The 16,882-nt window shown below is 37.7% G+C and carries 1 protein-coding gene; it reads left to right on the top strand.

What is annotated here, in order from left to right; genetic code table 11:
• The first annotated feature begins 226 nt into the window (after positions 1-226).
• Positions 227-16,720 (top strand): beta strand repeat-containing protein, encoded by a 16,494-nt coding sequence (locus RZ74_RS01045; RefSeq protein WP_053949606.1) that lies wholly within the window; start codon positions 227-229, stop codon positions 16,718-16,720.
• Positions 16,721-16,882 lie beyond the last annotated feature (162 nt).

Below are 16,882 nucleotides of genomic sequence, written 5' to 3' on the forward strand. Positions count from 1 at the left end.
TTTTTACAAAAAAGATAATGATTTTTTTTAAGTCTGATGCCATATTACATTCATATTAAAAACATATGATAATTGTTAAGAAAGAGTAAAAATGATTATATTTTGTGTTAGAAAATGATAATATTGATTATGTATAAAATTGCGTTAACTGTAGCTAAAAATTAATACGCAGTGATTTTCTAGTAATCGATTTTTAATAAAAAAGTTCAAAGAAAGGACGACGATTATGCAATACAATAAGAAACGATTTAACAAAGTAAATGACAAAAAAGTCATGAAAAAAGTTAAAAAGCAATGGGTAGTAGTGTCACTATCCACTCTAGCCACATTAGGTGGAGTAACTTACACCATGACTTTCAGTCAAGATGCACACGCTGATAACGCTTCTACAAACACGACTACTAACCAACAATCTGTATCTAATCCATCTAGTGGTACTGTTACCAGTGGAGCTGTTCAAACTACAGCTGCTGCAGCTGCAAGTACTACTAGTGTAACTAATACAAATAATATTAATGCTTCTTATGCCAATCAAAGCGCCGGAAGTGTGGCTGTTACTGCAGCGACTCCCGGAAATCAATCGTTGTCATCACAAGCCCAATCTGCATACAACACAGGACTTGTGGATTTATCACAAACTAAATATAGTTCGTCAGGGGCATCAATAGCTGCTAATCCTGCATCTTCTTTAATATCATCTTCTCAAGCTTCAGATGTAGCAAGTGCTGCTTCAGATGCCATTAAATATAATGGTGCGATTAATCAAGCCGCATCTGACGCTTTTGCCGGAAATGGTAACAACGTTGCAACTGTCGCTTCAGATGCCCAAAACTACTACAATGCTGCCTATTATGGTGCCAGTAATGCTAAGAGTTTATACAATAACTATGTAAATGGTTATGGTACAGGAACTCAAGATTACACAGCTTTCTCACAAAACACTAATACACCAGGATCATCAGCTTCCGGTGCAACTTCATCTGCCCAAGCAGCTACATCAGCTCATTCAGCTGCCTTAAGTTACGAAAGTAGTTTGAATTCTAAATTCAATGGTAAATCTAATGTAACTGTGCATTTAGGTGCTGCAGAAAATGGCCAAATTAATATTCCTACCAATACTGATAGCAATATTACCAGTCAAAATACCTATACTGCTGGATCTGAGCTATATAATGCTTACCAATTCGGGGTTAACTATGCCTTAGCTCATCAAGGAACAGAAGATGCTAAAGCTGGTAAGTGGTCAGGTATTAGTACTCAACAAGGCTTAGTCTACGATGCATCTCGTCAGTTGAGTTTTCCGGGTGATAACTATCATCCATTAATCCAATCTACTAATCCATATGATCAAGCTTACATTGGTGCACAACAAGCCATGAATGATCAATGGGGAACTAACGATACTATTCAAAAATATGGATATGTACTACAAAACGAAAATACAAACGCTAACTACCTTAATGGTAGTGCATATTATCAAATGGCATACGATAATGTTGCCCGTGAAATGAACGATAATAACACGGCCTTTGTTCATAATGCATGGCAATTCCAACGTGCCTTAGCAGGTAATTATCACTCTGATTGGAGTTTTGCTTCATTTGTTAATGGTAATAATTCCGGTTATTCTGCATATAATGATGCGATGGGATTAGGAATCAATGATGAAGGTAAAGGATATAGTAATGTTCGATTAGTTAACGATATCGATTTCCAAGGAGATCCATATGTAGAACATTGGCCAACAATCCAGCATTTAAAAAACTTAACCGTTGATGCGCAAAATCACCAAGTTGATTTCCATGGGGTATTGGATCAATTCGTTGCTGATGCTGGGGTCAACCCAGTTCTTAATATCAAGAACTTCCAAATGGCATACTCATACAACTATTATGGTTTCTTAAAGATTAACCAACCAGGTACGGTTATTTACGATAACGTTAACTACATGGGGGCTCAAATGCTTTCTGACTGGCCTGCCGGGGGTAACGATATTCGTTTTAAGGGAAATATTAATGAAATTAACGTTTCTACTTATCAAACTTCATTAAATAATGGGATTCATCCAACCGAAGGTAATGGTAACCAAGAAAATATGGAAGTCCAAAACTTACTACTATATCCTGGCTCTAAATACTTCGGTTCAGTTGCCAGAGATTACGGTAACAACGTTATTAAGCTTTCAGGTAGTTTAACTATGAATGAAGGATCTCAAATGACATTGATACCCCGTGGTAACGGTGGATACTATGCTCGTTTGGGTTCAAACTATGGAATCGTGGTTACTAATGGTGCTAACTTAAACATCAATAAAGGTGCCACTTTACAAATTATTCCAGATGCATGGAACGGTAGTACATTATATGCTAACGGTCTATACACATACGGAAATGTTAACATCAACGGTGGGATTTTAGATATTGAAACAGCAGCGCCAAGTTATAACTCTGATGCCACAATGTTTGTTGATTCCACTGGTCAAGTTAATATTTCTAATGGTGGTTTAGTAATGGTTAAATCCCAAGGGTTAGGTAGTTCTACCACTGGAACTTCTTATGGGTTGCTATATAACAATAACGGACAAGTTAATGTTAATAACTTAGGGAACCTATATATTAGTGGTGATGGTACAGGCTTAATTAACTTGTTGGCCGGTCCATTGAACATTACTAATCCAGGCCAAAATAATATTACACTAGATTTAACTCAAAATACTAATACCAGCAGTCGTATTTCTAACGGTAAAATAGACGCATATACTTCATTGGTTACTTACGGGGTAGGAGTGCAAGGCTCTAATGGTTTGATTGCTGGTCAATCAAATACAGGATCATCTAAAATTCTATACAGTTTCCATTTATATAATAAGAATGGAAACTATACCAATAGTTTTGTTGATGCTTCTGGTAATAAGGGATCATTTACTCAATCAGGAAATCCTAACTTTGTTCAAATCGCAACGGTTCCTGCAGTTTATTTCGTAGGTCCTATGACTCCAGTTTTAAATTCTGATGGAACATATACATTAACTGGTTATGCACAAGTCAGTGATCGTAAATCAACTGATACGGACCCAATTTATGCGCAAATTGGTTATGGTACTCAAAATAGTTATCCAACTTTAACAACTGTAGGTAATAATATTTTTAATACTGTAACGGTGGATAAGAATAATTACACTCAAGCAATTCAAGTTCCTGCTAACTATAATTATGAACTAATCAAGTACAGCATTAATATGCCAAGTAATTACAACCCAACGAAGACACCATACGTTGGATTGCTTCTTCGTTATGGAGTTGATGGGGTTGATACGGTTGCTCAAGTTCAAACTAAGCAATTTACTTCTTCACAACACAGTTATGATCTTTCTTCTGATGGAAAATCATTAGTTGATCAAAGTCAACAAGTTATCGATACTGGTAGTTACTCAAGTATCGGTGATGGTCGTGACGATGCTTTATACTACTTATCTAATGGTAATCAAGCAGATCAACAACGTTACATTGATAGATACAAAATTGATGACGATTACACCAATGGTTACAACAGTGTAATGGCTGGTTACAATGCTTTTGCACAAGGTGCACCAGATCCAAATAATAATCCAGGTGCCATTCAAGTTGGAAGCGTTGCTGAAAACATTGCTAAAGACAACAATTCTATCACTGACCCACAAGGTTACATTGATGGATACAATCGTGCCAAAGCTGATGCCAAAGGAACATTGTCAGGACTTAATGACTTCATTAACGGTCAACAACAATCATCAACTAATTCGTATGTAAACCCTGATCCAAGTTCAACTGCTACATCAAAACCAACTGCACAATATACTGATAACTACAACAACGCTTATTACAATGCTGTGCAAGGTTATCAAGATAGTAAGGTGACAACTGTTGAAGCAAATCCTAATAACGTTGCTTATGATCAAGGATTCCATGCTGCTGATAACTTTAAGCAAGGAATTCAAGATGCTGCTAACGGAAAAGTATCAAATGACTCATTAAACAATAATGCAGCTTATGCAATCGGGGTTAACGCGTTTAATGCCGCTAAAAAAGATGTTACAACTGGTTCAACTACTAATACCAACGGTCAATTGATTTTGACTGATGCATATAATTTGGCATATCAACAAATTAAGTCACAATACGATAATGGTGCTAACTCATTCTTGAATTCAGATTCAAATGATACCTCATCATTACCATCACAATATAAAGATGTTTCAGCTCAAGGATACCAAGATGCTATTGATGGATATAATGGTGTTAATGATGGTCACCAAAGTCTATCTGGATATAAACTAGGTCAATCCATTAAATCTGGGGAACAAGCGCTTGTTAACGGTGGAACTAATAATCCATCTAGTGCATCTAACCAAGCTGGATACACTAAGGGTTACCAAGATGCGTTAAATGGATTCCAAGATGCAATTAAATACAACGTTGCGAATGGATCTAATATGAGCACAGACACTCTAAGTGGTAAAACACAAGCATATAAGGATGCAGTTGTAGCTGCTCAAAGCGCCACTCAAGCGATTCAAGATGCTAAAAACGATATTGATAATAACCACGCATCAGATATTTCTTCTCAACCTAAGGCATACCAAGACGCATATAATGCGTATAGGGATGCTTATTCAGCTGTGGCCAAAACAGGAACAGCTACTAACTTAGATGGCAAGAGTGATATCTATAAGATAATTTACAATTCTGAATATAATGATATTAATGCTAAGTATCAGAATGGACTTAATGATTTTATTCAAAATAAAGGTTCACAAAGCAATAATGACGTATATAGTTCATCATATAATGATGCGCAACAAGCATTTAATGATTTTAAAGCTAAATACGTTGATGGCAATAATCCATCATCAGTAAATCCAAGTAATCCAAGCAATCAATCGCAAGCGTACTTAAAGGCATTCCAATACGCTAAGGATGCACAAACCGGTGCATATGAAGCTACTCAACAATATGGTAACTTTAATCGACCAACACAAAGTAATAATCCAGCTTATATGGATGGATTTAACGCAGTTCGTGATGCATATGCTGACGCATCAGTTACTAACCCAACTCGTAATTTAACTAATACCAGTGTTTCTTATCAATCTCAATATCAAAATGCACTAACTAAAGCACAAAATGCATATAAGAATTCAGTGAACGATTTCTTGAATGGAAAAGCTGCCGATAGTAAAGATGTATTATGGCAACAAGCTCAACAAGATGCTTCATTGGGATATCAAGCAGCTTTATCTGGTAAGACTAGTGAAGAATTAAATTCTGTGCAAAAAAATAATATTGGATTTATGCAAGCGTTCCAAGCAGCACAAGACGCCCAAGCTGGATATCAAGCAGCCATTTCACAACAATCTAATAATGGTGTTAATAAAGATTTTGAAGATCAACAACCTAAAGATAATAACGGTAATATTATCGATTCAGCTAAATATGAAGCTTATTTGGGTGCCCAAGCAGGACTACAAGGGACTTCAGTTGATATAAGTAAGAAACCAATTGCATACCAACAAGCATATCAACAAGCTTATGCAATTAGTCAATCAGACGCCGAACAAGGGGTTAAAGACTATTTGCAAGGAAATAAAAATGATGATAAGTATAAAAATAATGCTAATTATAAGAGTGGATATGATAAGGCTAAACAAGGATACGGTAATTTTATCTGGGATAAAGGATGGAATTCTTCCACAAGTATCAGTGCTTTAAAATCTTCAAGTACCGATAATTTAGTTAATTTAGGTTATGAAGGAGCACGTGGAACATATTCATACTTAAATGGTAACCCTCTAAGAAATTCTGCGTTATCAGATGGTAATCAACAAATCGATGCTTATTCTATTGGATATTTACAAGCTCAAAAAGGGGCATCAGATGCTCTTGCTAATTTGAGTAATTTAGATACTAATTCTAATGCATCAACTAATACTAGTGATTCATATCAAGCGGGATACAATAACGTTACTAAAAGTGTTCTTGCAGGTTATAAAAAGGCTTTGCAAAATCAAAACAGCACTGAGTATAGTTCGGTTACTGCCAATAGTACTAACTACGTTGAAGCTCAAGCATATAACGCTGCAGTGGCTGGTTTAAATGCTGCTAAAATGGGTACAGAAGACCCTGCGATTATGAACGTAACGGATCCTTCACAAATTACTCCATACATTGCTGTATATCAAAAGGCTGCCAGAGCTTATGATGCACAAGCTGCGAATGGTCAAAACGATTTCATTAATAACGTTAAATCCAATTCTACTTATTACGTTACTTCATCTACTAACGATGCAATGAAAAATGCATATACTAATGCTTATAATGCAGCGTTAGCTGGTTTTAATGATCATGTTACTGATGACCAATCTGGTGCGGCTAATAAGAGTCACCAACCGACTGATTCAACTTTAGCAGCTTATAACGCTGGATATGATGGTTACAATCAAGCTAAGCAAGGAGCAGCGGATGCCCGTGCTAATTTAGCAACTGCAACTATCACGACTGCTAGTGGCAAATCTCAACTATATGTAGATGGATATAACGCTGAAGTTCAAGCAATTAATGATGCTCAAAGAGGTAAAGATAGTACAGTAACTGATTGGTTTAGCAAGAAGTACAACGGGACCTTAAACTCAAATTATAATAATCAAGACCAAGCATTTAAGAGTCTATATTCACCATTACTAAGCAATGTAAATGCTGCTTATAATCAAGGAGTAAGTGACTACTTAAACACTAATGGTCACGATGCAACTTATACTTCTAATAATTCAGATAAGGTCTATCAACAAGGTTTCCAAGACGCTAAAGATGGTGTTAATGCAAATACTCAGGATTCAAATAGATATAATAATAGTGTGGGATACCAACAAGGTTTTGATTATCAAAAAAATATTAACGCTGGATTTAATCTAACCCAGTCCAGTATAGGTAAGACGGATCCTAATGTAACCATTAACGATGCAATTCAAGGGGCGGCTGCCGGATACACTGACAGTCAAAACGGTGGCTCAGGTACAATAAATCCGAATAAGTCATTGGCATATAATGTCGCTTATGAAAGAGCATTTGCAGATGGTCAATCTAAATTTATTGCAGGAGCTACGCTATTCTTAAGTGGTAAGGATAAGAGTAATGGATTAAATGGATATCCAGGACAAGCTACTTCAAATGGATATAGTAATGCTAGAAGTGGTTACTTTACAGCTGCAGAAAATCAGACACCAACGGATGCACAAAAAGCTAACCCAACATTTATGATGGGTTATAACGCTGCCATCGTTGCAATGGCAGCCAATAAAGGTTTGACCAAAGATCAAGCACTATCACAGATTACTAAAGTTACCGGTGATAATACTGATTATGGTCAATTCTATGATCAATCACAAAATGGATATGTATATGGAACCAATAATTCAAGTGTTAGCTCATACCAAGCTCCGGCATATCTAACGGGTTATTATGCTGCTCGTGGTGTTCAAGACTTTACTAGTGGCAATTCGCAACAAACTCAAAGTGGAACTACTAATTTAGACGACGCAGCAGCAGCACAAAATGCTTATAGCTATGGATACACGCAGGCTCAATCAGGTTTTAACGCTGCTACCAATGGTCAAAATAATACTACTGGTCAAAGTAGCGCCTACGCTTCCGGGGTAAGTGCCTTTACGAATGCATCTAATTCAGATGTTCAATCAGCGATTGCATTAGCCAAACAAACATTTGCAAATAATCCTAGTCTAAACGTTAACAATGACACTCAAAATACTATTAGAGCTGCACTTAAAAACGGTCAGTCTGGTTACGCAAATAACCCAAATAAACCATTTTCTACGATTGCTCAAATTGCATACTTGAATACTTATATTCAAGCAAGTAATGACTATGCTAAAGGAATTAATGAGTTTTTGAATGGTAATGATAACGATGCAAGCGTTCCTAGTGGTGCTTCAGATATTGAAACGAATGGTTTTAATGCTGCAAAAGCAGCTTATAATAACGCTTTAATAACTGGAAATACTAATAATTTAGGAACTATTCTTCATTTGCCAGCTAAGGACACAACTACGCCTGCTAATAATATTGCTTATACAACGGGTAATAATGCAGCAACTCAAGTCATCCAAGCTTTTAATGATTTAAGATCTAAGGGAACCTTGATTCCACAAAGTAGTGGAGATTCAAATTACCAAACTGCTGCTACGGCAATGCTTCAAGCTCAAAATGATTTGATTGCTGGAATTCCTGAACAAGATAATTCCAATAAGAATAGCTTAGTATATTCAAATGCATATAAATTAGTATATGAATACTCACAAAATGAATACCAAAATGGTGTTAACTCGGTTATTAATAATACACAATTGGATAATGATACATTTGCTATTCAAGGTGCCAGTCGCGCCAAGAGTGGTTTTAATGATGCTCTTTCTGGATTAAATCCTATAAGCAATAACGATCAATATAAGCAAGGTTATGATGCCGCAATGGCAATTAAACAAGCTTATATGGATACGATGAACAATCCTAACAATACTACCAACTATACTGGTGATAATTCTGGTAATCAAAATGACACTAAGAATGCTGTTATTCAAGCGTTAAAAGATTTCAAACAAAATCCTAACGTAGCGATAAGTAATACCAATAATAGTAATGGATCGACTGCTTCTACTGGAAATGTCGGAAATAATACCAACACAGGTAATACTTCCGATGCAGCAAAAATTAATGGTACAGGAATTAGTAATATTGTTTACAATACCGCTTGGAATTCGATCCAAGGTGCAGCTATGAACGGTATGAATAACTACTTATTCAACCAACACATGCTAGGAAATCTAACTAGTGATCAAGCTAACATAATTGGCAAGACTACTGACCCTGATAATGCAACATCCTTCACAGAAGCTGAGAGTCAAGGATTTGTTCAAGGATATCAATCAGCACAAAGTGGATTTAATGATGCTGTTAATGGAAATAGTAGTACCAGTGCTGCGGTGAAATCATCTAACTTCTACATCAATGGTTATACTGAAGGTAGTCAAATTAGATCAGCGGTATTAGCAGCAACTGTTGATGGTCCACAAGGAATTAATAATCCTAAGGTAATTGAACAAGCATACCAAGAAGCATATCAAGCTGCTTTAGATGCTCAAAATAATCTAAAGAATGGAAATAATGACCCAATCGCTGATACTTCTGTGCACGATACTGTCTACATGACAGCATATAATCAAGCTTTAGCTAACAATAAATCAGCTTATAAGAATGGTGCACTTGCATTTGCGCAAAACACACCATTAACTGTTGGTAATAACGGTGTTCGTTCTGATCAACTAGATATTACTTCAAACGGTTACAACAAGGCGCTTGAAGGATATAACTTCTTCAAAGCTGGTAATGATGAAGGTGCTGAATCAGCAGGTCAAAAGACTAATATCGCCTTCCAAACTGGTGTTAACATGTGGAAGAGTGAGCAAAATGGTTACCAAGCCGCACTTGCTAATGCTAATAACAGTGCTGAAAGTAGCAAAGCTAACTTTAGCGATAAGAGTAACATGGACACCTATGTAAACACTGTCGCTGAAGGTCAAGCCTACAATGGTGCTGTTAAAGCGATGAATGATTACTTATCTAATGGAGTTGCTAACAATCCAAATAGTAACAATCCGTTCTTCAAGGATGCATACTACCAAGCTGCGACAGAAGTAGCTGGAAAAGTTACTCAAGGTGCACAAAACTTCCTATCTGGTAATGATCAAAGTGATCCAAATGCTGCTCCATCAGGAACTGATACACGTGGAATGGATCAAAAGGCGCTATCTAAAGGATTTACAGATTCTCAAAACGGATTTAATGATGCAGCAACACAAAACTATACTGCTACGCAGTTAAGTCAAAAGAGCGCATCATATCAAGCTGGATACAACGCTAGAAAGAGCGCATTAGCTGGATACAATAACCAAACTCCTGCACCAAAAGATCCAACTCAATTGGCTATCTATCAAGATGCTCAAGCAGCTGCTACTAAGGCCCGTGCTGATATTGTGGCTAATACAGTATCTGCAGATAGTGATCGTTCAGGTAAAGACCGTGTCTACAACTTGATTTACGATCAAATCGTGAATGACTACAAAGCTGGAATGCAACAATTTAAGGATGGTCAAACAACTGCTAATGGTAATAGTGATGTTCAATCTGGTTTTGCGGATGAACAAAACGGATACAATGCAGGAAAGACAGCCCAAATTAATGCATCTGCTGGTACTGATGTAAAACCAGCACAAAACCAACTAGGGTACACTGATGGTTTCGCGCTAGGAAAAGCATCTGTTGTGGCAACCAATCTAGCACAAAGTCGAGATCAAGATGTTAATTATCAATCAACTGATGATGCTTTAGGTAAGGATGCTTACTTAGGTGCTCAAGCAGGATTCGATGCTGCATATAGTCATAACGGTCAAGCAACCGCAGCAACTCCTAAGCCAAGCGATTACAGTGGTACTGCATACAAGGCTTACCAAGATGCATACAATCAAGCTTATCAAGAAGCAATTAACTTGATTCCAACTGGTTCAACTGCATTCTTGAACTATAACAGGGATGACGAACAAGGATTACCATCTAATTACCACACATCCAATGGTTTGTACAAAGCCGCTATTAAGAAGGGTTATGATGACGCCAAGGCTGGTTATGAAGATGGTTTATCAGGTTCTAATAAGATTAATAACCCGTCTGACCAATACAATGCTGGATACCAACAAGGTCAAAACGTTAAGAATGAAATGGCTTACTCCAGAAATAATGCCAATGCTAAAAGTGATGCTAATGCAACATCTAGCGACGCTCAAAGTGCCTTTGCTGGAGCATTAGCTGGATTTACTGATGGACAAGTTGATCCTAATCATGAGGTAGATGCATCTCAATCTGGTACTTACCAAAAGGCATATCTATTAGCTCGTGATGAAGCTGCTAGTCAATATGCAAATGGGATGAATAAGTTCGTTGATGGATTGAATAATAACAATGGACCAGATAACAACAACTTCGATAACATCGCATACAACCGTGGATTTAACGAAACTTCTCAGGGTTATACAGATGGATTAAACCATCCAAACCAACCACAATCTAATAGCATTGGTTACCTACGAGGTAATGAGTTGGGTTCTGCTGTTGGTGAAGGATATGCTAGTGCCAAAGCTGGGGATGAAACTTACACAGGACCAACAGCTGGTTCAGGTGAGTTCACAGCCCAAACTGCTTATGATGCTGCTAAGGCTGGTTTCACAGACGCCAAAGAACGTCGTTCAGCAGCTGATAACAGTGCTCAAAATGTTGGTTATCAAAATGCTTACAAACTTGCATTTGACCAATACACTGCAGGACTTCAAAAGGGAGCTGCTGATTTTGCTGCTGGAATTGTGGACAATCCAACAGACTCGAAAGATTTATTAGATCAATCTGTTCCAGCTGGATACGAATTAGCTAAATCTGGTTATGATACTGGATTTAATGGACAAGCTGCGACTGATTCAAGTGATCCAATTTATATGAATGGATATAACGTTGGTAAGGGTGCTGGTCATTTCATATTAGACAAGTCAGGATATGACTCTACTAATCCGGATCAGTCCAATGGTTATAATCAAGCTCTTGCTGGATTTAACTATGCAGCGGATCATGATTCATCATCAAGTCAACTAACCGATCAACAAAAACATCAAATATCTTTTATGGCTGGATTTAATGCCTATGTGGCATATCAAAAGGGACTTCAAGATGGTTCTCAACAAAATGCAACCAAGAAAGATTCAGATGATCATGATTATGGAATGGCATATGACGCCGCTCAATCAGCTCGTCAAAACTTCATGCATCCAGACCGTGTTGATAACAGTGCTCAAGCACCAATTTATCAAGCTATTTACAACCGTCAAACTGATGCGTTTATGAAGCAATACCAAAGTGGGGTTAATGATTACCTTCAAGGTGGTCAAAGTCAAGGTACTGACTTCCACTCACAAGGTTACACTGACGCAACTAACGGATTTAACGATGGATTCGCTGCTAATGGTCAAAACCAAAATGCTGATAATGTTGGTTACAGTGAATCATACAATGCTGGACAACAAGCATATCAAGCATACAAACAAGCTGAACAAGATAGTAGTCAAAAACCAGCTGATAACGCTTCTCTGTCTACTAAGCAAGCATATCAAGCAACAGTAGATGCAATGAACGCAGCTCGTTATGCTAATCCATCAACCACTGCTCCATCTTCTGCATCTCCTGCATATCAAAAAACATATGCATTAGCAGTTCAAGATGCTATAACAGCTGTTAATAATGGATTGAATGCATTGACTAATGCACCAAGTGTTCCAACTAATTCTGGTAGTAGTCTTGATAAATTAACTTATCAAGCATATTCAGATGCTAAGAATGGATTCACAACTGGTTTAAGTAACCAACCATTTGACCAAAGTCAAAGTAACAACATCGCATACGTGCATGGTTACAACTTAGGTCAAGGTGCTAGTCAATTCTTGAATGGCACTCCTAAGTCTGATAGTCAATTAGGTGACGATGAAGTGAGTCAAGGATACAAGGACGCTCGCGATGGTTACAATGCTGCTAAGGCTGGAACTACAGTTGATCAATTAACTAACGTTCAAAGAAATGATCCTGTCTTTATGGCTGGATACAATGCACGTGTAGCTTCAGATAACGCTGCTAATGCAACTTATACAGAAGGTACACCTGATGTAAGTGCTGCAGGTGGTCAAGATGGACATGATGCGGTTGTCCAAGCAATGACAGATGCTCGTAACGGTAAGAAACAAGATGTTTCAAGCCATACTCAAGCATATCAAGATCAATACAATGCATACTTTGACAAGATTTATGGTAACTACGATCCTAAGGCAGACATTTCTAAACCAGAAGACGCTGATAAATTTACTGGTGATTACTTCAATGCAATTAAACAATATCTAGCTGACAACACTGCTTCATTACCACATAACATGGCTACAGATGCCGGTTTAGCTGATGCTCAAAAAGGGTTCATCAATGGTTTAACCAACTCACCTGAAAGTCTTCCATATGCCGGATACCAACCAGCATATGACCAAGGTAATAAGTTAAGTATTGGATTTAAGGCTGCCTTAAACGATGTTGTAAATGGTAATCCACATAACCAAGATCAAAACGTTAATGACGCTTATCTAGGTGCGGTTGCCGGATACCAAGCAGCCCAAGTTCCAGGAGCGAGTCCAGTGGATAATGATTCCACTCATTCATTACCATATCGTGCTTCTTATCAAGCTGCTTATGATTTATCATTAGCGCAAATTAATAAGGGAACTAACGACTTTATTAGTGGTGTAGGTAAATCAGCTCCAGAGGATTCTAATGCAATGGTTCAATCCAGTTACAACTTTGGTTTCAATCATGCGCAAAATGGTTACACAAATGCCATTTCTGATACTCCAAATGCAAATGCTGAAAATAACACACCATTTACTTCTGGATACCAAGCAGCTAATGATGCAATTCAAGGTCGTAACGATGCTAACAAAGCAACACCGGGCGCAAACCAAAGTGCAACTAATACTGGAACTGCTGGTTATCAAGTGGGATACAATGTAACAGTTGCTGCTAGATCAGACGCTCGTCAAAACCACGCTAGTGACGTTTCAAATCAACCATTAATTTATCAAGATGTATACAACCATGAATACACTAAGGATAATGCAGCATACATGCAAGGTTACAATGACTTTGTTAATAACACTGCTGAAACTAAGGATGGTCAATTCCGTCAACTAGGTTATGATGACACATCTGCCGGATACTCTGATAAGTTGAAGGGGATTACCAGCAACAATAATAGCTATGGATACCAACAAGGGGTTCAAATGGCTGCTAACTTCCAAGCTGCTTACCAAGCTGCTGTTAAGAATCCAAATCCTGATGATAAGGATCGTTTCCAAACTAACGACCCACAAGCACAACAAAGTTACAACGCTGCATTAGCTGGATTTAAGGCGGCAACTAGTGAACAACCAATGGATAGCAATTTAGCTAATAATTCATCTGAATATCAACGTGCATACAAGACAGCTTACAATGAAGCTAAGGCTCAAGTAGCTGCTGGTAGTCAACAATTCCTAAATGGATTGGCTAACAATTCATCTAAGGGAACTGATGCTGATTCAGTTGCATTCACAACTGGTTACAACAACACATCAAACGGATTTAATGATGGATTTAACGGTAACAGCCAACAATTACCAAACAGTGCCACATACATGACTGGTTACAATATTGGTAAAGGGGCTGCAGACTTTGTTAACAATGGCGTAAGTCAATCTAGCGATAGTAACTATCAATATGGATTTGACCGTGCGCAAGCTGGTTTCAATAACCGTGCTAGCGGAACCACTAAAGCTCAATTAACACAAGCCCAATTAAATGATCCAGTCTACATGAGTGGATTTAACATTGCCGATGAAATTCAACAAGGAATTAATGATGCGGTAAATAACCCTACTCAATCTAATACCTACAATTCAGACAATCCACATGATCGTGCATACCGTGCCTCAATTGATGCATTGAATGACTTTAAGAATTCAACTACGAGGGATGTTTCTCAACTTCCAGTCGCATACCGTACCGCATATCAACAAGTACTAGCTCAAATTAAGCAAAACGCAGCTAATGGTTCAAATGACTACTTGAACGGTAAGGATAATGCTAGAAGTCAAAGTCAAAACATCTATGACCAAGCTTACACAACTGGTTACAACCAATCACAAGCTGGTTTTAACGAAGTAGTTCAAAACCATACTAGCGAAAGTAGCTTAACAGCTGCTCAACGTAATGATTCATCATTCATGACAGGTTTCCATTACGCAACAGGTGCCAACGCTTTTGAAGGTAATCAATATCCACAAAGTCAAAACGCCGATTACAGTAATGGTTACCAAGATGCATCTAACGGTTTTGATGCTGGAATGAGCGGAATCTCGGCTGACAAATTGACAGCAGCACAACGTCAAGACCAAGCATTTATGATAGGTTTCAATAAAGCTGCTGAAAGTTTGAAAGGTTACCAATTAGCCCAAGCTTCATTTGGTAGCGATGAAAACGACAGTGCTCATCAATCTCAAAGCGATGAAGATGTGGCATACCGTGCTGCTAAAGCTGGTTTTGCGGCTGCTCAAAATGGAGTTAGTCTAGATGGCTATCAAAATGTTTCAGTCATGTACGACAAGGCCTACAAGCGTGCTTACGCAGAATGGCAAGCTCAATCACAAGCGGGTGCAGGTCAAGCCATCAGCGGTCAAAAGTCTGCAGATGATAAACTAAATCCAGTGGATAAGGCAGCTTACGATGCTGGATTTAAGACAGCTCCAATTGCGATGAAGGATGCTATTGCAATCCAGGCTAAACAACCTCAAGACAAGTTAATCGGTCCAAACGGATTAGATCACTTAATCTACAACGCCATTTTAGATGGATACAAGAAGGGTTACCAAGATGGATTTGCTAACCAAACTAAGAATGCCAATAGTAAAGATGGTGCTTTCCAAGCTGCATATGCTAAGGGATACAGTGATGGTTATGCTGTTTCACCTGCGGCATCCGCAAATAACGTTAATAACAATAGTCAAGTCGTTACTGACTTTACTAATGGTGTTAACAACAAGCCTAAAGATAATCCACAATTAGCCGCTCAATACGCAGCTAACTATGCTCAAATTAGTCAAGGATTTAAGTTGGGGGTAGCTAATGAAGAAGTTAATACAAACGGCTTAAATAGTTACTACCTTGCTCAAGGTTACCAATTGGCTAAGGAAGTTAAGCGTGCAATTAGGGATGCGAAGGCTAACAAGTCAACTAGTCCACTTTCACAAGCTAATGCTAAACGTGAAACAGCTGCGTACGTTGCTGGATACAATGCATACAAGGCAGGAATTAAGGCTGAAAGAGCTAATATCCACCGTAGTAAGGCTAAGCCAATTAACTACAAGAAGATGGGTGAACTTTACGAATATGCATTCAAGCAAGGTTACGCAGATGAAAGAAAACGTCAATTAGAAGACGGAAGTAAGGCTGGTCGTGTGCGTGGTAACAAGCACATGAGTATTCCAAATATGAACAAGAAGAATGCCGACTACGTTCGTTCATATGAAAAAGCATACAAACAATCACTTCAAAAACGTCTTCCACGTTATATATATAACGTCAAAGGTGTATACACTCATAAGCAAGCTAAGTTTACTAAGGGTAATCGAGTGGTTTACTATGCTAAGAAACCAAGATATGCTGCGCATGTCTTTAAGGTTGCGGGAATTGCTTATTACAAGAATGGTGTACCAAGATATCGAGTTGTTGGCGGCGGTATCTTAACTGCTAGTCCTAATGCAACTAGAAATGCATACTATACTATTCATAACAAGAGTATTAAGTACAAGGTAATCAGACCAACTGGTGTTTGGTTACATGATGACAAGAAATTTGATATCGCAAACCGTATTAAACATTATGGCCAAAATCGTGTCATTAAGGTTAAGAAGGTTGTTAAGTACCGTGGTATCACACGTCTATACATCAATGAAAATCAATATATTACAAGTAATAAGACTTTTGTTAAAGTTACTAATAAGTAATTAATCAAAAAAGGTCGTATCTAATTTAAGATACGACCTTTTTTTAATTTTAAAAAATCTTTACGAAGTTTAATAAAAGATAAAGGAAAAATAAAATTTCTGAATTTGAGTCTAAATTATTCAAATTAGTGAGAAATAGTGGTATGCTAACAAAGACTATAA

It is taken from the genome of Apilactobacillus apinorum (genome assembly GCF_001281175.1).
Classification (GTDB): domain Bacteria; phylum Bacillota; class Bacilli; order Lactobacillales; family Lactobacillaceae; genus Apilactobacillus; species Apilactobacillus apinorum.